The 22917-nt window shown below is 45.3% G+C and carries 21 protein-coding genes and 1 pseudogene; 5 read left to right on the top strand and 17 right to left on the bottom strand.

Features of this window, described 5'->3' with window-relative positions:
• Window positions 1–87: 87 nt before the first annotated feature.
• From BK126_RS16920 to BK126_RS16915, 3 genes are all read right to left on the bottom strand, one after another.
• Window positions 88–1056: a glycoside hydrolase family 43 protein gene (locus tag BK126_RS16920; protein ID WP_076313733.1), complete on the bottom strand. Its 969-nt coding sequence runs from the start codon at window positions 1054–1056 to the stop codon at window positions 88–90.
• A gap of 65 nt (window positions 1057–1121) precedes the next feature.
• Window positions 1122–1481 carry a DUF6805 domain-containing protein gene (locus BK126_RS29855; protein WP_341180721.1) on the bottom strand — a complete coding sequence of 120 codons (360 nt, stop codon included), beginning with the start codon at window positions 1479–1481 and terminating at the stop codon, window positions 1122–1124.
• Window positions 1482–1487: 6 nt separating this feature from the next.
• The gene (locus BK126_RS16915; RefSeq protein ID WP_256702889.1) at window positions 1488–3419 is read right to left on the bottom strand and encodes a glycoside hydrolase family 127 protein; all 1932 of its coding nucleotides are present in this window, start codon (window positions 3417–3419) and stop codon (window positions 1488–1490) included.
• Between the two features lie 259 nt (window positions 3420–3678).
• Between BK126_RS16915 and BK126_RS16910 the strand changes: the two genes are divergently transcribed.
• Window positions 3679–4527: a helix-turn-helix transcriptional regulator gene (locus BK126_RS16910; protein ID WP_076313732.1), complete on the top strand. Its 849-nt coding sequence runs from the start codon at window positions 3679–3681 to the stop codon at window positions 4525–4527.
• A gap of 1 nt (window position 4528) precedes the next feature.
• On the opposite strand, the gene BK126_RS16905 is transcribed toward BK126_RS16910, so the two are convergent.
• A complete protein-coding gene (locus tag BK126_RS16905; RefSeq protein ID WP_076313731.1) occupies window positions 4529–5059 on the bottom strand; it encodes a DinB family protein in 531 nt (176 codons plus the stop codon).
• A gap of 30 nt (window positions 5060–5089) precedes the next feature.
• Here BK126_RS16905 and BK126_RS16900 point away from each other — a divergent pair, with 30 nt between their 5' ends.
• The gene (locus BK126_RS16900; protein ID WP_076313730.1) at window positions 5090–5518 is read left to right on the top strand and encodes a hypothetical protein; all 429 of its coding nucleotides are present in this window, start codon (window positions 5090–5092) and stop codon (window positions 5516–5518) included.
• An 18-nt stretch (window positions 5519–5536) separates the two neighbouring features.
• Window positions 5537–5848 (top strand): hypothetical protein, encoded by a 312-nt coding sequence (locus tag BK126_RS16895; protein ID WP_076313729.1) that lies wholly within the window; start codon window positions 5537–5539, stop codon window positions 5846–5848.
• Window positions 5849–6328: 480 nt separating this feature from the next.
• Here BK126_RS16895 and rbsB read toward each other — a convergent pair whose 3' ends face one another.
• Genes rbsB through BK126_RS16860 form a run of 6 tightly spaced genes read right to left on the bottom strand, consistent with a single transcriptional unit; the run spans window position 6329 to window position 12015 of the window.
• Window positions 6329–7246 carry a ribose ABC transporter substrate-binding protein RbsB gene (rbsB, locus tag BK126_RS16885; protein ID WP_076313727.1) on the bottom strand — a complete coding sequence of 306 codons (918 nt, stop codon included), beginning with the start codon at window positions 7244–7246 and terminating at the stop codon, window positions 6329–6331.
• Between the two features lie 16 nt (window positions 7247–7262).
• The gene (locus BK126_RS16880; protein ID WP_076313726.1) at window positions 7263–8231 is read right to left on the bottom strand and encodes an ABC transporter permease subunit; all 969 of its coding nucleotides are present in this window, start codon (window positions 8229–8231) and stop codon (window positions 7263–7265) included.
• 1 nt (window position 8232) lies between these two features.
• Window positions 8233–9717: a sugar ABC transporter ATP-binding protein gene (locus tag BK126_RS16875; protein ID WP_076313725.1), complete on the bottom strand. Its 1485-nt coding sequence runs from the start codon at window positions 9715–9717 to the stop codon at window positions 8233–8235.
• 29 nt (window positions 9718–9746) lie between these two features.
• Complete coding sequence (gene rbsD / locus BK126_RS16870) at window positions 9747–10142, bottom strand: D-ribose pyranase (RefSeq protein ID WP_076313724.1); 396 nt, start codon at window positions 10140–10142, stop codon at window positions 9747–9749.
• Window positions 10142–11029, bottom strand: a complete 888-nt coding sequence (gene rbsK / locus BK126_RS16865) for a ribokinase (RefSeq protein ID WP_076313723.1) — start codon at window positions 11027–11029, stop codon at window positions 10142–10144. The genes rbsD and rbsK overlap by 1 nt, the downstream gene beginning before the upstream one ends.
• Window positions 11026–12015: a LacI family DNA-binding transcriptional regulator gene (locus tag BK126_RS16860; protein ID WP_076313722.1), complete on the bottom strand. Its 990-nt coding sequence runs from the start codon at window positions 12013–12015 to the stop codon at window positions 11026–11028. Before BK126_RS16860 ends, rbsK begins: the two co-directional genes overlap by 4 nt.
• A 154-nt stretch (window positions 12016–12169) precedes the next feature.
• Between BK126_RS16860 and BK126_RS16855 the strand changes: the two genes are divergently transcribed.
• Window positions 12170–13195 (top strand): glycine-rich domain-containing protein, encoded by a 1026-nt coding sequence (locus tag BK126_RS16855; protein ID WP_076313721.1) that lies wholly within the window; start codon window positions 12170–12172, stop codon window positions 13193–13195.
• A 476-nt stretch (window positions 13196–13671) separates the two neighbouring features.
• On the opposite strand, the pseudogene nasC reads toward BK126_RS16855, so the two are convergent.
• Window positions 13672–15805 (bottom strand): annotated as a pseudogene (nasC, locus tag BK126_RS16845) (assimilatory nitrate reductase catalytic subunit NasC).
• Window positions 15806–15871: 66 nt separating this feature from the next.
• Complete coding sequence (gene nirB, locus BK126_RS16840) at window positions 15872–17893, bottom strand: nitrite reductase large subunit NirB (RefSeq protein WP_076313719.1); 2022 nt, start codon at window positions 17891–17893, stop codon at window positions 15872–15874.
• Between the two features lie 459 nt (window positions 17894–18352).
• Here nirB and BK126_RS16835 point away from each other — a divergent pair, with 459 nt between their 5' ends.
• Window positions 18353–19585 carry a nitrate/nitrite transporter gene (locus tag BK126_RS16835; RefSeq protein WP_076313718.1) on the top strand — a complete coding sequence of 411 codons (1233 nt, stop codon included), beginning with the start codon at window positions 18353–18355 and terminating at the stop codon, window positions 19583–19585.
• Between the two features lie 97 nt (window positions 19586–19682).
• Here the strand turns inward: BK126_RS16835 and BK126_RS16830 are convergent, their stop codons facing one another.
• The 5 genes from BK126_RS16830 to BK126_RS16810 all read right to left on the bottom strand — a co-directional run bounded on the left by BK126_RS16830 (window position 19683) and on the right by BK126_RS16810 (window position 22915).
• Window positions 19683–20105: a cupredoxin domain-containing protein gene (locus BK126_RS16830; RefSeq protein WP_076313717.1), complete on the bottom strand. Its 423-nt coding sequence runs from the start codon at window positions 20103–20105 to the stop codon at window positions 19683–19685.
• Window positions 20106–20370: 265 nt separating this feature from the next.
• The gene (locus BK126_RS16825) at window positions 20371–20556 is read right to left on the bottom strand and encodes a type II toxin-antitoxin system antitoxin (protein WP_047910399.1); all 186 of its coding nucleotides are present in this window, start codon (window positions 20554–20556) and stop codon (window positions 20371–20373) included.
• Between the two features lie 18 nt (window positions 20557–20574).
• Window positions 20575–21429 carry an SPFH domain-containing protein gene (locus BK126_RS16820; protein ID WP_076313716.1) on the bottom strand — a complete coding sequence of 285 codons (855 nt, stop codon included), beginning with the start codon at window positions 21427–21429 and terminating at the stop codon, window positions 20575–20577.
• 148 nt (window positions 21430–21577) lie between these two features.
• Window positions 21578–22285: a Type 1 glutamine amidotransferase-like domain-containing protein gene (locus tag BK126_RS16815; RefSeq protein ID WP_076313715.1), complete on the bottom strand. Its 708-nt coding sequence runs from the start codon at window positions 22283–22285 to the stop codon at window positions 21578–21580.
• 102 nt (window positions 22286–22387) lie between these two features.
• The gene (locus BK126_RS16810) at window positions 22388–22915 is read right to left on the bottom strand and encodes a GNAT family N-acetyltransferase (protein WP_076313714.1); all 528 of its coding nucleotides are present in this window, start codon (window positions 22913–22915) and stop codon (window positions 22388–22390) included.
• Between the last annotated feature and the right edge of the window lie 2 nt (window positions 22916–22917).

The following is a 22917-nucleotide window of genomic DNA, read 5'->3' as shown; positions in this document are numbered from 1 at the left end:
GCAGTCCGTCTTACGTTATCTATCATTTAAACCAGCTGTATTTTTTCAATCATGAATAATCCGTTCCTTCAACTTCAACTTCAACTATCATATTTCCGCTTCTTGCTTCGTCAGACGATCCCGTGCAAAATTCCAATTCTGAATGCGCTCATACTCCTCCATGGTAATCGGCAGCACGGTTCCGTGCTTGAAGCCATATGGGAAGCTGAAGCTCTCGTCAGAACGAATAAACCTTCCACTGTCGATATCATCTGCCAAAAATGGCACATAGCCTTGTCCTTCACCTTCAACACCGAAAAAGTCGAGCAGCAGACACCATCTGCCATCCTTTACCTTAAATGCCGTTGGCGCTTCATAAGCGTGATGTCCCAGCTTCGCCATTTCTTCATCAAAGGCTTCAATCCGGGTATGCTCTCCAGTCAGCGTACTGCCCTTTTGCAGAATGATTCCCTCTGGATCCTTCTCGCTTTTTAGAAAACGATAAAAGAATCCGTTCTCTTCATAAATTGCGGAATCAATAATTCCGCTCCCATCTTTGCGGCACAGCATCTCCGGTTTCGAGAAGTGAACGAAATCCTTCGTTCGCGAGTAATAGATCGCCTTATGTCCGAAATTATTTGAAGCATGTGCTGAAGACCAATGGAGAACATAGTCCTCATTCTTGGTGTCATAAATGACATCTGGTGCCCACAGACAGCCAAAGTCCTCATTTCCAAGCTCAATCATTCTCTGCTCAGACCAGTTCACCAGATCCTCCGACTCCCACAACGACAAGCACTTGCTTCCTTCTCTTGAAATGCTGGCCCAGCTGCTCTTGTACTTCGTGTTAAATCCGTTTGCCAGACTCAAATCGGTTGCAATGATGAAGAACTTCCCTTCTCTCGTCCGCACAATGGTATGATCTCTGACTCCTCGATCTCCCTGTTCACTCCACAGCACAGGATTTCCATCATTGACCTGCTCCCAGTTTAGACCATCCCTGCTCAAACCAAAATAAACCTGTTCACCATCTGGTGTTTTCTTTTCTTTAAAATGCACAAACAAATAAGCGTCCATTAAAAAGTTCCTCCTTTTGAATTCTAAGGGAATGATCCATTGTGTTATTTTTAGTACTTGATAACTTATGCTTCCTTGTTAAGCGGCCGCATTGTTCGCAGCACACCATAAATTCCATTCAAATCTGCTTCAGGCATGAACTTAACGACAATTTGACTGCTCTTGTTGATTAAGGCTTGCGGAATCGGATACTCCTTGGTTACAAACTCTCTTCTGCGTTCATAACCGGTTTCCTCTCGCGTGAGAAGCTGATCATTCACATAAATGTTCATGGCACGATTATGGTTGATGAGGAAGTACGTCACCTGGAGCACATTCACATCATCTGGATCAACCGCCATTGTATAGCTGAACCAGCCCTTGTCATTTGCAAGCCTGCCATTCTGGCCATCCCAAGCTCCGCTGAACGTATTCTCTCCTCTGATCCCATGCTAGAGCTCATACTGATCATTGCCTACCTGAACGCTGTCAATCGTTGCCTCCTTAGTAAGGTTCTCAAGTCTGCCAAGCTCCAAATGACGCTTCAACTCCTCCGAATCTGGTTCAACCATGTTCCAGTAGATACCATATCGTTCTTTATGCTGCTTATAATGAGGTGTAAAGATCAACCGTTCATCCTCATCGGTATTCCTTAATCGAAACTCCATCCGATCCTCGTCTTTGACCACATGCTCTTCTACGGACTGAATCCATTCTTTGGGAGTCATTCCGTTTGGAATGATAAAGTCCTTGATCCGCATCCGCTTCGTTGGCACTTGCACCATGATGCCTGTGCTGGATAACGTCATATCTTCATTTCCTAGAGCTGCGCTGAGAACAATTGGACCGTATTGGAAACCCACTGCTGCCGGATTGTCAGGGAGGCTGCAGGCGAGCACCTTCATGGGCAGAACTAAATCCAGTACATCTCCGCTGTGCCAGGTGCGGTCTACCTCCAGATATTCATTTTTGATCTCAGGTTCAAACCGCTTGCCATTTAGTAAAACAGTCATTTCACCCTTGACCCAATTAGGTACTCTTACATAGAGCTTCATTGCCCTGTCTCGGCCATCTGTGGTTTCAATCGTAAACTGGACATCATCACGATCCGGTATAGAGGCGGTTTGTGTAATGCTCATATTCTCTTGTGCAAAATCGAGCCTGGAGCTAATAAATTGATTCACGTACAGCTCGTTGTCATTGTAAAAATATATGCTGTCATTCAGCTTCGTAAAGCTCTCCATTCCCGTACCTGTACAGCACCAGAAGTGCTCAAATGGAGAGCTGTATATTTTGAAATAACCGGTTGCCATCGGCTGAAAATACATGGTCATTCCCGTTTCGGGATTTTGCGAGGAGAGAATCGCATTTATGTAGCTCGTTTCGTAATAGTCGGCATATTTCTTGTCGCCGGTTAGTTTGAACAGCTCCCGAGTCAGCTTCAGCATGTTGTAGCTGTTACAGGTCTCGCATGTAATATCGGAGCGTCTTGCATCCAGAATATCTGGCTCTCCAAAATGCTCGGATTCACTGTTGCCGCCGGTTATATATGTGTGATGATTAACCACGATATCCCAAAATTTCTTGGCTGCCTCTAGATAAAATTTTTCACTCTCACCAAGCGTTCGATAACGGTTAAGCGCTCCCAGAAATTTAGGAATCGTTGTGTTCGCATGCTTGCCTTTTAATATATCTGCTCCCTGAGCGATTGCTTTGAACAAGGGGATCTCGTCAAATTTGTGAGCCGCTTCCAAGTGCTTCGGATCTGACGATATTTTAAATAGATCATACAAGCAGTCATTCATTCCGCCATATTCTACAGAAAGCACGATCGTTTGCAGCTCATGTGACCAGCGGGAGGTGCGTAATGCAACCCAGTCTCCTAATTTACAGACAATGCGCTTGGCATCGGCCAACTGTGTTCCTTGGTAAACAGCGATAAGTCCGGCGATCAGTTTATGTATGGTGTACCATGGAACCCAGGCGGGTTGTCTCTTCTCAATATTATCGATCAAGCTCTCGGGAAATGCCGACAAATAACCGCTTTCAAATTGACATTGGGCAAGCTCTGCTATGATATATTCCAATTTCTTAAGCAGATCCGGATCACTCGTTTGCTCATAAGCTTGAGCACATGCAGTCATGAAATGCCCGAGCGTATGTCCCCGAATCTCGGTATCCTCCCATCCTGGATACTTCCCTGCCTTAGGAGGAAGACCTCGGTTCTCCCGAAACCCAGCGAGCAGACGATCCAGATCATAGCTATGTAAATAGTCGAGCTCCTTCGCAAATGCGTTGATATGAAACTCTCCAGTTAAGTGCACCTGGTTCATAGCAAAATCCTGCAATACATGACCTTTTACTGCTTCTTCCTTTGCAGACATACTTCTACCACCTTCCGAGACTCTTCTATACGGTTCAGCTTGCTCTTTCAGAATAACGATTTCATATGTAGGAGTGAAGTGGAGAAACGTTCGAATTCGTGTAAAAAAGTCAGAAAATGACATATAGATGCATAGGAGTATAGAATGTTAATTCATAGTTGAGATCAACAAGTGGTGCCATTTCATACCAATATATTATAATAAGATACAGTAAGCTGAAGGTGTGAAAAAGACAGATACTTACGGAGGACATACATCGATGGATGGATACACATTTAATATAGAGAAGCCCCTAATAATGCAAATGACAGGAAAGTTCGCATCACCTGCTCCGGACTGGGTACATATGAGTAGAATACTGATGGATTACGAGCTGTTCGTCCAGACCAAGGGCAGGCTGTTCATCGCAGATGATCGGGGAGAGCATGTGCTCGAAGAAGGAGATTTTCTGCTGATGCCGCCTAGAACGAAGCAATTCGGTTACAAGGAATCCGATTGCAGCTTTTACTGGCTTCATTTCACATCTGAAGAACCCTCCTGCACCATTCCAATCCGAGATTATCAGCCTGTTCAGCACCACATCTTCATTCCACATAAAGGCCACCTTCGAGGCATGGACAAGATTGTCATCATGATGAAACAGCTGCAGGACTCCATGCGCAGTTATCAGGATCCTACACTCGGTAATTATATGGCGACCACCATTCTGTGTGAGCTGTATCATCAGTCCTATGCTGAGGACAATATATCCGGCAAGAAGCTGAAACAGCTTCAGCTCTATAATGATATTGTAGATTATATTAACTGGAATCGATTTGAAGCACTTAAGGTATCGGCAATTGCTGATTATTTCGGATATAACTCGAAATACCTGTCACACCTGTTCGCATCTGTTGCAGGCGTTACCCTTAAACAGTATATTATACAGCAGAAGATGGAAGCGGCTGCCTTTCTCTTGTCGGACACAAATCAGACAGTTCAAGAGATAGCCATGCAGCTCGGATACCATGACAGCCAGCATTTTATGAAGTCCTTCAAACAGATCACTCATCTCACACCAACGGACTTCCGAAACGCCGCTGCAAACAGACTGCTGTATTACAAGTGACTCACTTGGACCTTGTTTCATTGTTTCGATACCATTTACGAAGCTGGTTAATATGTGCCTGATGATAACGGTTATGGTCTGCCATGTGCCATATCCCCCAACGAATCGTTGCTTCTTTCTCATTCTCATGTCCGAACCTGACGACTTGTTCCAGATCTGCATCAGTCAGCTTCCTGCACGTATCTCGTAACAGCGCTAATACGTTTGTATAATCTGACATAAATGTATCAACTGAGACTCCAGCAATCATGGGAAGTCTGCCATCTTCATCAATCATGGGGCCGTATTTATCCCTATATGTTGAAGGCAAGGGTTGTCCCTTAATTCTGTACACCCAGTTCAAATCTACATACATGAGATGTTTAATCAGCTGGGCAGCACTATTATGACGATCGTCAGGCCCTCTGTAATCCAGCTCATCTTGCGTCATCCCTTGTGTAATCATCCGAAGGCGCTCGCAATTTTGTTCCACAGCCGAATACAACATACCTACGATTGGAGACATACTTGAGTCACTTTTCAAATCAAACATGAGAAGATTCCTCCTAGGAGATGATAAATAATGGATTTTAGGACAGCACAGAAAAATGCTGCAGTCGTTAAACAAATCGTTGATGTATATAGGCTCTCTAGAAATGCTGTAAAATCTGGCAAAATTTCAGATCTCGAGAATCGAAATCTATGGGACAGCCAACAGTCAGTGCTTGAACAAATCTTAGATGAGTGCTCGTTGATCGATTTAAGGGTTATCTATGCAATTGCATCCATAGGATATCATGAGAGAGGTATACGACATCGTTATTTAAACAACGGCGATGAATCCGTTGAAATTATAGAAATGGCAATTACAGAAAACGAAGAAGAACTGCTTAGCAAGCATAGCAAGTATATCGCTTTCCTCTCTGAGCAAGAATTGAGAGAACAATTGCTAGCTCGCATTGACATGTCTCAAGATTTGATAGAGGGCATGAAGATTATAAAATTAAGCTGAGGGCTAAGGAGGTTCTAGATGATCATTGCCATTCTTGATGAGCATAATACTGCCGCCTACTATGACGTGATTGAAGAAGTCGGGCACAATTTACAAGCGTTGCAATATGAATTTGATCGTTTTCTAAGCAGCCTGGAGGGAAATCATCCCTTCCGATCATATACTGAGATTGTTGAAAGTAATGGTGAAGTCATATTCGCTGATTATGTAAATACATATGGACCTGATCAATTGATCGCCTGGATCAATGTGGAGAAATACAATGCTAGAGTTGCTGTAAGAATTAAAAATACAGATGCTCTAAAACCTGAAGCTAAGATATACATTTAAAGGAGAATTCTATTTATTATTTGCTCGCTTTTTTCTGATTCCTTGAACAATCCAACCCAATCCGATACAGAAAAAGATAATGCTGAAGGAATCAATAGCCTGATTAGTCAATAAAGCTTTAATTACAACAAACATTTGAAATACCCATATGATGCCAGCATATACAAAAATCATATTCGTTTTGTCCTTAAAAAATCTCCGGCCAATGAAATTTACAATAAGTATGATTACAATAGCATAAAAGATTAATATTCCCATGATCATTAGAGTCATCATTGAAACACTCACAATAAGCACCCCACTAATAGTATAGTTTCATCTATGATATATGGTAGATCCTTACAATATTTTTTTCTCATAATAACACAATTGTGCTTGTTTTAACCTTCCAACCAAAAAAAACACCTCCAAGTTCATCTCCGACCTCAGATAGTCGATAGATGTTTTTGAAGGTGTTTTCAATATGAAGCCAAACTCTTCTTATTCTTTCGTCACCAATTTCAGTGGTGCGGCGATCATTTCTTCCACTTCATTGCCTTGAAGCACATCCGCTGCGGCTTGGACAGCGAGTTCACCGATAAGTGCCGGCTGCTGTGCTACTGAAGCGGTCAGCCCTCCGGCATTAATGGATTTAATCGCATCCTCGTTACCATCAAAACCAACCACGATGACATCTCTGCCTGAGCTTTGAATGGCCTCAAGTGCTCCAAGTGCCATCTCATCATTGTGGGCAAATACGGCCTCCGCATCCGGATTGCCTTGAAGCAGGTTCTCCATGACATTCAACCCTTTGGTCCGATCAAAATCGGCCGGCTGCTTAGCCACGACATCAAGCTTCTCATCGGCAATATTGTGGAAGCCCTGACCACGCTCCCGTGTTGCAGACGCACCTGCCACACCTTCCAGCTCAATGACTTTTGCTCCTTCGCCAAGCTGCTCTATAATATACTGAGCTGCCATTTCTCCACCCTTCACGTTATCTGATGCCACCAATGCTTCTACTTCACCTTGGTCTGCTGAACGGTCCAGCGTAATAACAGGAATACCGAGCGAGTTTGCCGTTTGTACTACGTTCGAGATCGCCGCCGAATCCGTCGGATTAATGAGCAATGCGTTCACGCCTTGCTGAATCAGATCATCCACGTCATTGGATTGCTTCGCCGAATCATCCTGTGCATCTACAATAACAACCTCGATCCCTTGCTTTTCTGCTTCAGCAACAACACCGTCTTTTAAGGCAACGAAAAATGGATTGTTCAAAGTAGATATGGATAGTCCGATTTTTATATCATCTGTGTTACCGTTGTTGTTCGGTTTAGCCCACTCTGGCGGCTGCATGGAACAGCCCGTCATAATGATCATGAGTACTGCAGTGAACAATAAGGTTAGTTTTTTCATCATGTCTCTACTCCTCTTATGCAGATTTCTTACGGTCAATCAGTACCGCAATAACGATCACGACACCTTTGACGACCATTTGATAGAATGATGATACGCCGAGCAGGTTCAAACCGTTGTTAAGAACTCCGATAATCAGTGCCCCGATCAAAGTCCCGATAATAAGCCCGCGGCCTCCTGTTAAGCTTGTACCTCCTAATACGACAGCAGCGATTGCATCAAGCTCATAAGAATCACCGGCTGTCGGCTGTGCAGAGTTAAGACGGGAAGTTAGAATAGCACCCGCTAGTGCAGCCATCATACCTGCAAGAGAATAGATCATAATTTTGACACGATCGACCTTGATACCGGATACAAGCGCAGCCTTCTCATTACCGCCGATGGCATACGTTTTGCGTCCAAATGATGTTTTATGCAGAATGACCCACAGAATAGCAAATGTAATCATCATCGTAATGGCCGGCACCGGAATGCCTAGGAAATATCCACGTCCAAACAGCTGGAATGCCATGCTGTCCCCAAGACCCGTGATCGGATTCCCGTTCGTGTACACTAGGGTTAATCCCCGGAAGATCGTCATACTGGCTAGTGTTGCAATGAAAGGTGCCATCTTACCTTTGGTAATCATGAGTCCGTTCATCATCCCCATAATTCCGCCCAGCAATACCCCGACAATGATGGCAAGAATCGGATCTAGACCAGACAGCATCAGGTTAGCGACAATGGCACTGGACAGTGCCAAGATCGAACCGACGGACAGATCGATACCGCCAGTCAAAATGACAAAGGTCATACCAAATGCAAGCAGTGCGTTAATCGATACCTGTCTGAGCAAATTCAATATGTTAAGCGGTTCCAAAAATCCCGGATTCATAATCGTTACAATAACGATAAGCAGGATGAGTCCGAGCAGCGGCCCAAGCTTCCCTGCAAGCTGTGACAACTGAAGTCCTTTTTTATTACTCGTTTCCTTTACACTGGTCATGTTATTGTCCTCCTGTTGCTAGTGTCATAATTTTCTCTTGAGTAGCTTCTTCGCGGCTGAGTTCTCCACTGATCTGTCCCTCGTGGACAACGATGATCCGATCACTCATACCGAGCACCTCCGGCAGCTCAGAAGATACCATGATAATCGCAACACCGCGGTCTGTCAGCTCATTCATCAACTGATAGATTTCCCGCTTGGCACCCACGTCAACGCCTCGTGTCGGTTCATCAAGGATTAGGACACTTGGTCCGATACCTACCCATTTAGCAATAACGACTTTTTGCTGATTCCCACCCGATAAATTTCTGGCAGCTGTTTCAGAAGATTCTGTCTTAATCAGAAGCCGTTTAATCAGAGTATCTACAAAATCCTTCTCTTTCTTACTGGAGATTAGACCTGCTTTGCCACTGAAGCTGAACAGATTAGGAAGCACCATATTTTCACGTATAGAAAAATCAAGCACCAGACCTTCATCCTTACGATCTTCCGTAATAAAGCCAATTCCGTGCTTCACTGCATCATCAGGCTTGCGGATATTAACCTTCTTGCCTCGTACCCACATCTCTCCACTATGAAGGGAGTCAAGTCCAAACAGTGCACGCATGATTTCAGTTCTTCCTGCACCCATGAGCCCAGAGAAGCCCACAATTTCACCAGATCTAACGCTGAAGCTTACATTGTCAAAAGCGTCCTTGCGGCCGATATTCTTGACTTCCAGTACGACCTCACCCGGTTTCGGGTTTCTGGCAGGATAACGTTCCGTTAATTCTCGGCCAACCATTTTTCTAACGACTTCCTCAAAGCTCGTATCTGGAATTGGCTTGGTGTCCACGGTCTTCCCGTCACGCATCACCGTAATTCGATCACAGATCGTAAAGATCTCCTCCATCCGGTGCGAGATATAAACGATGGATACACCCTGCTTGCGAAGTGAGTTAATGACCGCAAACAGCTTCTCGATCTCACGCTCTGTCAGTGCAGCTGTCGGCTCATCCATTACAATGACTTTAGCATTGGTCATGAGTGCTTTGGCAATCTCAATCATTTGCTGTTGTCCTACTGAGCATTCTCCGGCATCCTGATCCAGCGGAATGCTGACGGCCAGCTTCTCAAACTGCGATTTTGCCAGCGCTTTCATCTGTTTCGTATTTAAAAACCCTGCTTTACTGGTCAGCTCTTTGCCGATAAACAAGTTTTCCAGCACCGTCATATCCGGCCAAATGTTCAGCTCCTGATGGATAAAGGCAATACCGAACTGCTCTGCTTCTTTGGGATTAGAAAAATAAGTCTCTTTCCCATCTATCAGAATCGTTCCCTCGTTCCGCGGATGCAGTCCGATTAGAATATTCATCAGTGTTGATTTGCCGGCTCCATTCTCACCCATGAGCGCATGTACTTCACCTTCAACCAGATCAAAATCCACACCTGTCAGCACTTGATTCGTTCCAAATGCCTTATGAATTCCTTTCATCTGAATATGCATAATGATTTCCCTCCTTGATGCCGAATCTGTCAGAAGTACACACCGGACTGTAAGATGCAATTAGCATAAGGCTTTGCTTCCCCTGTGCGAATAATAACCTTAGCGTCTTGTGTTAGCTTCTTGAACTGCTCGTGCGAATGATATTCCACCGAATGATTTATAAACTTCTCTTGTATAAAATGGAGCGCTTCCACATTCTCCGATTTAATCTCTTCAGCCAGAATGACCTTCTCGATCTCCATATCTTCAGCAATCGCCTCTACTACTTCCATGAAGCTGGGTGTGCCCAGCTTTATGGAAAGGTCGATCTTATGAACACCTTCAGGCACAGGAAGTCCGATATCCGCTATCACAATTTGATCCGTGTGTCCTAAATCCGCAAGCACCTTGGTGATATGACTATTAATTATTCCTTGCTTCTTCATTACAGATTCGCCTCCACTTCATCTCGTGTCGGCATTCCGCCTTGTGCACCGAACTTCATGACAGACAGCGATGCCGCACGGTTGGCGAATTTAATACTATCCTGCAGTGATTTGCCTTCCGCCAGTGCAACGGCAAAGGCAGCATTGAAGGTATCACCTGCACCGGTTGTATCGACTGCTTCCACAGCATAACTTGGAACCAGAATCTCTTCGGCTCCATCATAGAAGCGGACTCCGTTTTTCCCTTCGGTAACAAGCAGCTTGTTCGGATACTTACGAAGGGAATCATGCACGCTTGCTCCGTCAAAGATGATCTTGGCTTCATGCTCATTCGGTGTAATATAGGCAGCCTTCTCAATGAGTTCATCGCTCACAGGCCGGGCAGGTGCCGGATTTAACATGAGCGGCACGCCAAGCTCACTGCACAGTGCTGCAACATGCTCCACTGTTTCCTCTGGAATCTCCTGTTGAATCAGCACGATATCCGAATTCTTGATCACTTCTACGGTCTGCTCTACATAAGCCGGTGTCACCTCATCGTTCGCTGCTTTCACAAAAACGATGCTGTTGTCACCTTCTGCCAAGATAATATGAGCCGTACCACTTTCCATATCTGTAACCGGTTCCACATAGTCGACAATGACTCCGTTTTGTTTAAAATTGTCCAAGATGATCTTGCCGTAATGGTCATCACCCACACGCCCGATCATCGTAACCTCAGCACCGAGTCTGGCTGCAGCGACTGCCTGGTTCGCTCCTTTGCCCCCCGGCACCGTCTTGAAGGATTCTCCAAGCACCGTTTCTCCTGCACCAGGGCGTTTACTAGACGTCACGACAAGGTCCATGGAGGAACTGCCAATGACCGTTACTTTTGCTTTTTTACTCATTTATTTCGCGCCACCTTTCGGGTTGTATTCCGTTCAATATACTCAACTGGAAACTGAATGTAGGCCTCCATATTATGTTTGTTATCGATTAAATTTATCAACAGCCGGGCTGCTGCTCTTCCCATCTCATATGCAGGTTGTCTAATGGTTGACAGTGCCGGTGATAACAATCCGCTGATCGGAATATCATCAAATCCGACGATCTGCACATCCTCTGGAACTCTTCTGCCTCGTCTTACGGCTTCATGAATCACTGCAATCGCTGCCAGATCATTACTTGCAATAATGCCGTCCGTAGAAGGATAAGTATCAAACAGATTCGTAGCCAGTCTATCTACGTTATGAAATGAAAAGCTAGAAGTCTGGATTACATGATAATCCATTCCCGCTTCTTTGAGAGCATCTAATGCTCCTTGGTATCGATCCTGAGCCGGTTTGACATGAGCAGGACCCTGCATCACCGTAACTTCTCTGCTGCCCCCGGCTATAATCGCTTCCGCGGCAAGTCTGCCTCCCTGCCATCCATCTGCATAAACCGAAGGTTTATCATGAGATGTCCGGTCTAGGAATACAACAGGCAGGCTAAAGGAAGCGTACGTATTCGTATCCGGATTATTTGTCAGCGTGATCACGCCGACCACATTATTTTGAGTAAACGTTTGCAAGTATTCCAGCTCTTTCTGTTCATTCTCATCACTGTTTCCAATAATAATACGGTAATCATTCTCCCGCATTTCATCCTCCACACCTCTTGCGATCTGAGGGAAGTAAGGATTCGTGATATCAGGAATAAGCAGTCCGATCAGCTTCGACTTACGTTTATATAAAGATCTCGCAACTTCATTCGGTGAATAATTCAATGCCAGGATGGCATCCTCTACTTTCTTGCGTGTATCCTCATGAACATATCCTGCGCTATTGAGTACCCGGGACACCGTGGCCACCGATACGCCTGCTTGACGCGCTACATCTTTAATTGTTGCCATCTCTGTCACCTCGACTATGTGTAACCGGTTACAGGTATAAGATAACATAGTTACTCACATGTTGCAAGCTCAAAATGAACACCTATATTCTGTCTTATTATTTCATGGTAAGATGGAAGTAAGCTTTAAGTTTATGGATAGGAGGTACAACGCCATGGGATTATTTAAAAAGATCACTTCCCTATTTGGTACAAATGAGCACAAGCCTAATCCGAAGAAGAGAATTGAAGCACCTGAATTTATCTACTCGCATAACCTTCCCGAGCAACTAGGAATCATGTCATCTGTCCATTCACTGAACAGATTGGCTGCTCGTCTTGAGGATGCATTAAACGATACATATATGAATCAGGTGAGAGACCGAGTCATGTCCAAGCATCGTTATACAGCCGAGAAATATAACTGGATGCTGCTTGAACTTAAGCGATACTTTATTCTCTGCGCTGTACTCAAAAATGTGCCGATGTACAGTAATGATACGGACGTCATTTGGCATGAAATGCTGATGTTTACACGAGACTATGAGGACTTTTGCCGAAAATTCACCGGTGATTTCATCCACCATCAGCCGCATAGTGTACAGCCAAGCGAAGCTGAACGTATCAGTGAGAGAGCCTGGTACGATCTCCTATACAGTCGTCTCTTTATAATCTTTCCAGAGAACGAGCAATTATCCAGACCTTTCTTCAAGCAGCCTATAGAGGAAGGGATCCTCAGGAGAATAGAGCATGATCCGAACGATGAAGTGATAACCGCAAGACTTAGGGTAACAAATGATCTCGATGTGAAGCAGCTTCAGGAGGAGCTGCTGCTTACACTTAGCCATCAGATCAGAGAAGCTCACCTGCAATTGGATGATTTGTTAAGACAAGATACGTTGTCTGTAAAAAACCAACAGAAGACTTCACCGAATGTGTTACGAAGCAATGCAGCGATGGACCCTATCCTCTCTATCCTGCTCATATCTACGTCTACTTCTTACTTATTCGAGGAGGCTCCACCTTCTGAGGAAGAGCTTCGTAAAGCGCAAGATACCAGCGGTGGCGGCGGATGTTCCGGCTTCCACTCGAATGAACATGAACGGTCCGATTCAAATGCTTCTGACTCTTCACCAAGTGATACATCGGATGGAGGTTCATCGTGCGGAGGTTCTTCCTGTGGCGGCGGATGCAGCAGCTGAATTCTGCAGCTGAATTCTGCAGATACACATTTCTTTATTCTGATATAGGCATCTATGTGAATGTATATAGGAGTGGTGAGATGATTGGAAATCTAGATAAGTTACTCTTTGTTCTCTGGCGAAGGATCTTTTCTCGATACACAATTAGTATCTACATGTCACACAATCAAGAACACTTCCAGAAAATCATTTATAAGCTAAACAGCCATCAGGTTGATTATAGGACACAAATAACAGATACCGGCTCCTCTGGAGTCAGTTTGGGCGGATTCTCCGCACAGTATGAAATCTTCGTAAAAAAAAGCGACATACATTTAGCTGAAAAAGTGATTAACCATTAAATAGAGCTTTACTCCATTAAATCTGTTCTCTAGAATCAAAGGCTCCTCTCAGCGGAATGCTGGAAGGAGCCTTTGATATTTTTATAAATGAGCTTCGTTATAGAACCATACTAATCAAGATGATTCACATTCGTGTTAATAGCTCATTTCGATTCGCACCGCTGTCGTTTTAAATCCCGGCATTTTACAAAAAGGGTCCAGCTCGCCGCGTGTGGCTCGATTCACATTTTGGACCCCTCCCCAGTGCATTGGTACAAATAAGGTATCCTTTCGGATCTGCTCATTGAAACGGCACCGAACCTGGAACTCTCCGTATCGAGAGGTGATTCTTACCCAGCTCTGTTCCTTAATCATATAGTGACGTGCCGTATCGGGATGAATCTCGACGAAGTTTTCGACCTGACGCGAAGCAAGTCCTGGACTCAGTCTTGTCTGTACTCCTGTCAGATAATGAGACAGTACCCGGCCATTCGTCAGCATAAGAGGATATTCCTTGGACAATCTTTCCTTAACCATTTCACTTTCTTCTGCTGTAAATACAGCTCTGCCATCAGCGTGCGCAAATCGCTCTTCAAAAATTCTGCCGGCTCCCTCTTCGTCTTCCGCAGGACAAGGCCAGTACACTCCTTCTTCCCTCCGCAGACGATCATAAGTGATGCCATAATAATCGGCAATACCACCCTTACTGGCGATTCGAAGCTCATTGAATATTTCCTCTGCCGAGGTATAGTCAAAGTATTTGCCTTTACCAAGAGCTGCTGCAAGCTCCCGAAGAATCTCCCAATCATGCCTGCAATTCCCGGGCGGCGGCGTCACCGCTTCACGCAGGAGTACCCGCCCTTCCAGATTCGTGAGCGTACCCGTGTTCTCTATATATGAGCTTACGGGAAGAACAACATCCGCTAAGCGTGCCGTTTCGGATAGGAACATATCTGCCACCGCCAAGAAAGGAACCTTCTCCAGTGCTTCTTCGACGAGTGTAGCGTTAGGATTCGAAACAATGGGATTCGAGCCCATCACAAACAGCGCTTCAATTGCCCCTGTATGAACGAGCTCCATCATTTCGTAAGCTGATACTCCCTTTCTAGGAATTTCATCAGGTTCAACGCCCCACACAGAAGCGATGTATTTACGGTCCTGCTCATCCTCAATGGAGCGATATCCAGGGAGCTGATCAGCCTTTTGACCATGCTCTCTGCCTCCCTGACCATTCCCTTGTCCTGTGATCGCTCCGTACCCGCAGCCTTGTCGGCCGATCTTCCCTGTCGCTAGCAGCAAATTAATAAAATGCCTGACCGCGAGATGTCCATCTGTCTGCTGCTCCACGCCTCTCGCCGTTAGTACCATACCTGTCTTCGCCTTACCGAACATATCAGCAGCAAGCTTCAAATTCTCCTCAGATACACCGGTATTATCCGTAATATACCTCCAATCCAGCTTATCAAGATATGCCGTCAATTGTTCATAGCCGTTTGTTCTATTTGCAATAAACGCTTCATCCAAGAGCCCCTGCTCCCTTAGCCATTTCAGCATTCCATCAGCAAGCAGCATATCCATTCCCGGACGAACAGCGAGATGAAGATCAGCCATAGCAGCTGTCGATGTTCTGCGCGGATCAATCACAATAATCACCGCACCTTTTTCTTGAGCTCTAGTAAAGTACGGCATAAGTGTAGGCTGACACTCTGCAATATTGGTACCGGCGAGTATGATACATTTTGCATCCTCAATATCCGATAATGGGAAGGTTAAACCACGGTCCATTCCAAATACCTTAGCACCCGCTGATGCAGCAGCAGACATACAAAACCGTCCATTGTAGTCGATGTATTTAGTGCCGATGCCAATCCGCGCAAATTTCCCGAGCATGTAGGCTGTCTCATTGGTCAGTGATCCGCCGCCGTATACGCCGACAGCATTGCTTGGCAGCGACTGTTATCTTGCCTGCAATGTACTGAATCGCTTCCTCCCAGGTAGCTTCCGTCAGTTCCCCATCCTTTTTGATTAACGGAGACGTAATTCGTCTGGCACTTGTCGTATGCTGGTGCGCATTCATGCCCTTGACGCATATTCTTCCTTCGGAAGCTTTGTTCAGCGTTCCTTTGGATTCTGTTACGTACTGAAATACGCGGGTTGTCGATTTAGAGACATCCTCACGGGATTCTATCGTAACCTCCGCTTTGCACTGCACACTGCAGAATGGGCATTGGGTTGTTGCATGATGAATTGCACCGGGCAGTACTGAAGCAGCTTCTTGATTATGATTCATCACTTCTGAAGAGCCTGCTATTTTCATGCTGAGTTCCACTCCTTTTTATCACCACATCTATATCGTTCAAGCAAATTCCAGCAGCTTATACTCCAGCTCCATAACGCGTTCTCGAATGCTCCCAATCCCTGTGCGCTCCACCCATTCCCACGTTTTCTCGTTGAACCAGCCCTCGGTGCTGTAGAGCTCCACAGTGTATTGAGCAGCACGTATTGCCCCTTCTCTCGTGTCAGTGATACTTAAGAGCTGTCCCTCTGTTACAGGATGCCTTGCATGACCTCCTACGTAGATTTCGTATCCAGCGGGGCACGCTTGAATAGCAATATCATGCAGCAAGATCCCGAACACGGACTCAGCTTCCTCTGAGGCAGCAGCATAGATTGAAGCTGGAACCTGCTGCTCAGCGCACCAGCTTATAAATTCATCAAATGTATCTATCGGTAATGAGCGATGCTTAGCTCCTTGCGATCGGTTTCGCTGTATGTAGTATGCAATCGTTTCTTCACAGGTCCGGCACCCCTCTTCTTGATCTGCAGTTAAATCAAGTAACTCTCGTACTTCTGCTGACGATTTAACACCTGTCGTACGAATGAGATGTATCAGCTCCTCGTGCCCGGTAGACATGCAGGAGCAGATGCTGTGATCTGTTACAGATTCCTGCTCCGCACCGCTGGCTGGCATCGAAGCACCTGACAGCGTTACCTTCACCAGCGCCTCCAGCATGGGCCTGCACCCGCCGCATGATCCGGATGCCTTCGTCTTCTGCTTCACTTCATCCGCAGTCGTAAGACCATCCTTCTCCATTACCTTCACAATCGCTGATTTGGACACTTGGTTGCAGGCACATACCGTCTCGCCTCCCGGCATCGCAGCAACAAGAGCTTCCATCCGGTTCTCACCAGCTGATGCAGGCTTCATTGCCGCAAGCTCAGTGGCGTCTGCTTGACGTTTGATATATCCTAGCATGGTCTGGGATTCGGTTGTATCTCCATATAAAATAGCACCAGCAAGCTTACCGTCACGCATCGTCACTTTTTTATATTTGAACTGCAGCCGGTCATACTCCTGAACTGCTATACCGATATCCGGTCCAATCTCCCCAACAGAGAATAGCTCGACACCGGACACCTTCAGCTTGGAATAGGGAATTGAGCCTTGATATGCTTCGGTTTCCATATGGCACAGCTTACGTGCCAGAACTCTCGCCTGATCGTACAGAGGTGCAACCAGTCCATAACAGATTCCCTGATGCTCGGCACATTCTCCGACCGCATAGATATACTTATCACTTGTCTGCATGTAATCATCAACAATAATCCCGCGACTCACGGCAAGTCCGCTGTCTCTCCCAATGTCTACATTAGGGCTGATTCCCACGGCAAAAACAATCAGATCCGCCATCAGCTTGTTTCCATTGGCAAGCCGAATTCCCTTAGCCCGGCCGTCTCCAATGATTTGCACCGTTTGCTGACCAAGTCGGAATTTCATTCCTTGCGCTTCCAGCTCCGTCTGCAGCAGTCCTGCAGACATCGGATCCAGCTGTCTATTCATCAAGTACGCTGCATTGTGTATCACTTCGGTCTCCATCCCTAGGTTCAGCAGTCCTCTTGCAGCTTCCAGTCCCAGCAGCCCTCCGCCAATAACAATGGCTTTCTTAAACTTCTTGGCATAATCCATCATAAGAAGACAATCATCCATGCTTCGAAAAGCAATAACACCTTCCTGATCACTTCCCGGGATCGGTGGTATAAAGGCTGATGAACCTGTCGCAATCAGAAGATCATCATAAGACAGCTTCATTCCAGAGGAAGTTTCTATCCTTTTTTTCTTCCGATGAATCCGTGTGACCTTCTCTCCCGTGTAAAGTTTGATCCCGTTCTGTTCGTACCAGGTCCAGTCATGAATAATAATATCTTCAAATGAAGTTCCGCCCTGAAGCACTTTGGACAATTCGATCCGATTATAGTTCGGCCTCGGCTCTGCGCCAATTACCGTTATTTCATAAAGTCCACGATTCAGTTGAATAATCTCCTCTATACATTTCATGCCGGCCATTCCGTTTCCAACGACAACCAACTGCTTCTTCATCTAGTATTCCTCCATCCCATGCCTATCTCTGTAGAGAAACCACGATCTTTATATGAGTAAAAAAGAACAAAAAAGCCCCTTTTTCAAAATAAGAAAAAGGGGCTGCGCTGCCTCACGAAACAGCACTCCGTTGTGCTGAACTTATATATAAGAGAATATAGGATACCCGATTCTATGTCAATATTTTTAACACAAAATGCTTTCATACGATTACTTTCATTTTTTTCAATAAATTGCGTTAAGTATCTTGACATATCGAAAATCAATTTCTATAATTCAGTGTACAGTCATCCAAACAAAATACATAGCGATTCACAATGAAGTGAATCATATGTCACGGCAATGAGGCCGCAGCTCGAACCCTTTAAGTAAGGGGCGAATTGCGGCTATTTTTGATGCAGTTGAGATCCCTCTTCATGATGGATCTGATCTATTTAAAGATAAAAGGGAGAGATTAGGATGGAGAAAAAAAGTTTCTGGAAAAGCGGGCATAACCCCACACTCTTCGGTGCATTTTTCTATTTCGACATCAGTTTTATGATCTGGGGCTTGATTGGTCCGCTTAGTGTTGTCATTGCAGGAGATTACCCGATGGATGCAGCCCAAAAAGCAAATCTGGTTGCACTTCCGGTATTAAGCGGCTCCATACTTCGACTGCTCTTCGGGTATCTGACCGACCACATTGGTCCCAAGCTTACTGCGCAGATCGGGATGATCGTCACCTTGATTCCTTTAATTCTCGGCTGGCAATGGGTCAGCTCACTCGATCAGCTGTATGTTGTTGCACTGCTCCTTGGCGTAGCTGGCGCTTCCTTTGCTGCAGCACTACCACTGGCAAGCCAGTGGTATCCAAAAGAGCACCAAGGTCTGGCCATGGGAATTGCCGGAGCAGGTAATAGTGGAACCGTACTTGCTACTCTATTTGCCAACCGACTTGCTACACATTTCGGAAGCTGGGAAGTCGTATTCGGACTCGCTATGATTCCTATCATCATCGTCTTTATCCTCTTTACGATCTTTGCCAAGAACAGCCCGAATCGCCCTGCTCCTAAGACCTTTGCGCAATATGCCCATGTCTTAAAACAAAAAGACGCACTGATTCTCTGTTTATTTTATTGTGTTACCTTCGGTGGATTTGTCGGTCTATCCAATTACTTAACGATCTTCTTCAATACGCAATATGGCCTATCTGCTGTACAGGCAGCCGATATTGCAACATTCTGTATTATTGCGGGCAGCTTCTTCCGTCCAGTCGGAGGCATGCTCTCTGACCGCTTCGGAGGAACACGTATTCTAACATTCCTCTATGCAGGAGCTGCTCTCATGCTGGTAGGTGTTTCATTCCTGCCTCCACTCCCAGTCGTCGTTGTGCTCTTGTTCATCGGCATGATGTGCCTTGGTGCCGGTAACGGTTCGGTGTTTCAGCTCGTTCCGCTTCGGTTCGGCGCTGAGATTGGTCTCATGACAGGAATTGTCGGTGCGGCCGGAGGATTAGGTGGGTATGCGCTGCCGCTTCTCCTCGGAAACCTATACAAATCGGTTGGAAGCTACACCCCTGGATTCTTGATTCTAAGCGTCGTCGCTGCAGCTGCTTGTATTCTGGTCATTGCCATGAGTCTGCAATGGAGAAAAACATGGCTGCAGAAGCAGGGCAAGAAGTCCGCTGCCTTCGCTGCTGAACTCAATGCATAAATTATAAAACATGTACCACAACCAAAACGATCAATAAGCTGCAAAAAAGAAGCAGTATTTTATCATAAACGATAAGATACTGCTTCTTGCTATCTTGTTATTTAACCGTCAGGGTGCCAAAGGTCATATACATTCCGCAATTAAAGTTATAAGTCCCCGGCTCGAGTGTTGTATCCACGGTATAATAATTGTCGCCTTTCTGCAAATATTGAAGCATATCAATATCCTCTGAGACAAGGCTGGTAATATGAGTAAGGTTCGTCACTTTCTTAAAGTTAATCTTCGTTGGTACACCTTGCTTCACTTCGATGTGACTAGGAGAGAAGCCCTTATCATTAATTTCGACGGTTACGATCTCATAATTGCTTAGATCCTCTTCTTCTTGCACGGTCTGGCCTCTATCCAGTGCAGATGGAACCATGCTGTTACCTTGGAAGAATAAGATTAAACCACCTATAACAAGTACGCCCGCAAGTCCCAGTGCCAGGAATGGCCACCATTTTACTAACTTTTTATTCATAACTAAACAAGTCCCCTCGAGAAATATCTAAAGTAATATATTTATATCTTTAGCATAAACCATCTTTTCAATGAACTATATGACCCTTTGTAGCTATTTCATTACATTCTTTTGTCAAAAATATAAACATTATGTGAATGAAGTCTTGAAATGAGGAAAAGAGCAGCGTCATCTAAAGACAGCTCCTCTTCTTCCTATTCCATATTATATACGTTAATGTCAAGACTTAACCTAACTGATGTTAAATCTTGATGTGATGCTCTTATCACTCTTCGTTATTGTCAGTAATCCGCTTGGGGCCGGGTAGTCTCCCCGCATCTCTTAGAGCTTCTCTTAACAGAAACTCAATATGACCATTTACGCTTCGGAATTCATCAGCTGCCCAGCGCTCCAAAGCCTCATACGTAGCCTGGTCGAGGCGGAGAGGGAAGCTCTTCTTCTTACCTGCCATTAATGCGGATGCCTCTCATTAATAAAGTGAGCTGGTGTTAATGACCGGCTGGGCAGAACGATCAGAAACGACAGCAACAAGCAGATTATTAATCATCGCAGCTTTGCGTTCCTCGTCAAGTTCAACAGCTCCTTCTTTCTCAAGCCGTTCAATTGCAAGCTGTACCATCGTGACCGCACCTTCTACAATTTTCTCCCGAGCGGAGATAATAGCAGACGCCTGTTGTCTTTGCAGCATCGCGCTTGCAATCTCTGTAGAGTACGCCAGATGTGTCAAGCGGGATTCACGCACGTTAACTCCTGCAATTTCCAGACGAGCCTGCAGCTCATTCGTGAGCTCCATGGCGATCTCCTCCGCATTGCTTCGCAGAGAGAATCCAGCCCCGTCAAGATTATCATATGCATATTTACTGGCCACATGGCGCAGTGCGGTCTCGCTCTGAATTTCAACGAAGGATTCATAATCATCAACCTCAAACAACGCCTTCGCGGAATCCACGACGGAGAAGACAACCACAGCTTCAATCTCAATCGGATTCCCTTCCACATCATTTACTTTGAGCATCGAGCTGTTGAAGTTACGGACACGAAGCGATACCTTCTTCTGTGCCGAGAGCGGAATGGTCATATAAAACCCACTGTCGCGGATAACCCCCATATACTTACCGAAAAATGTAAGCACCATCGCTTGATTCGGCTGAACAACCGTCATCCCCGTAGCCAGCAAGACAGCAACGACAGCAAGAATGGAGCCTGCAACATAACCGCCTGTTTCATCTGTGGTAAAGGCATAGACTCCGGCAGCAAGGAGCACAGCAACAACAAGCAGACCTACAAAGCCATTTACACGAAATACTTTTTTCTCCTGGAACAATAAACATCACCGCATCTCTCTACAATATTGTTTTGATATATTTATGATATCACTTTTTACTTTAATTGTAAACGTAACTTTATAAATTAATACATTGTTAAACAAATGAGCATAAAAAAAAGCCCATCTCATGGATGGACTCCCTATGTTATACTCGTTCCCCCAGAAATACGACATTCAGGGCTTGCTCATCCACTTCTTGCTGGTCGTTAATGGACACATAGTGGGACTTGGCACCAATTCTAGAGCTGACTGTTCTTAATAACACATCATCTGCAAAATGCAGCGCAGCCCCGTCATCCACACCATACCCTGGCTTCATCGCTCCTTCCGAAATGAGCTTGTGGTAGCCAGGCCTTCTATTGACCTCACCGTCATAATGCGGGCAGTGGCTCCCTTCTAAGAGGCCTAAGCCATTGAGCTTATATACCGAAGCATTTAACGGATCGGTGAGTCCGTCTTCAAACCAGCAAATAGATCCTGCACTAAGCCCTGCGAGAATAACTCCTTTTTCATAAGCAGAATGAAGAATTCGATCCAGCCCCCACTCCTTCCAGAGGACGAGCATATTACGAGTGCTTCCCCCACCAACATAGACAATATCTTGATCAAGCACATAACTCTCCAAGTCTTGAAAATTAGGCCGAAAGAGAGAAAGATGAACAGGTGTACAATTCAATGTGCTAAACGCATGATAGAAACGCTCGACATAGTTATCAGCATCTCCGCTGGCCGTAGGGATAAAACATACTTTTGGTGAAGCTGTTCCTGCCTGCTCTAATATGTACTTATCCAGCAGTAGGTTGTCCGGTTCCATTGAAAAACCGCCTCCGCCCATCGCAATAATTTGTTTCATCCACTCACCTCTTATTCATTATGTTGTCGTCCGTAAATGTTAGAAAACGTCCCACTCATGTTAGATTACGTCATTTTATTAAGTACTTCTCTGCTCTATCATTTAAAGCTTAATCTTCATATGAATATCCTTTGGTTCCTTGTTAAACAGCTCTTCATCGATTTCTTTAGATAAATGACTTCCATTACTCTGATAAAAAGAAACGGCTGACCTGGTCTCCGTTGACGAGATGTACAGAGCGGCAGCACCCCTGGACCTGGCCTCTTCTGAGAGCCGATCCAACAGCTGAGTCCCAATGCCTTGTCTCCTGTATTGTCTCGACACATACATAAGATCCACTTGTAGTTGATCCTGTCGAACGCCTCTAGGCTTGTGGGCAAGCACTCCGAATCCGACCAAGATATCGCCTGCAAATGCACCAACGGCCATTCCGCCTTTTTCAAGCTCGTAGATGAACCTTTCCTCCATTTCACGCAGCAATTCGTCGTCCCAGTTCGGACACTCGTGATCCGTCTTGATCTCAACTAGCTGATCATTGTCCATTTCGTATATGAGCTCAATATGCTCGGAGCGATCAATCTCCTTCAATTGATGTACATCCGCAGGGGTAAGTTCGCGATAAGTAATCATGA

The organism is Paenibacillus sp. FSL H7-0326, assembly GCF_001955535.1.
Classification (GTDB): Bacteria; Bacillota; Bacilli; order Paenibacillales; family Paenibacillaceae; genus Paenibacillus; species Paenibacillus shunpengii.
This window is presented reverse-complemented; position numbering and strand designations above follow the sequence as displayed.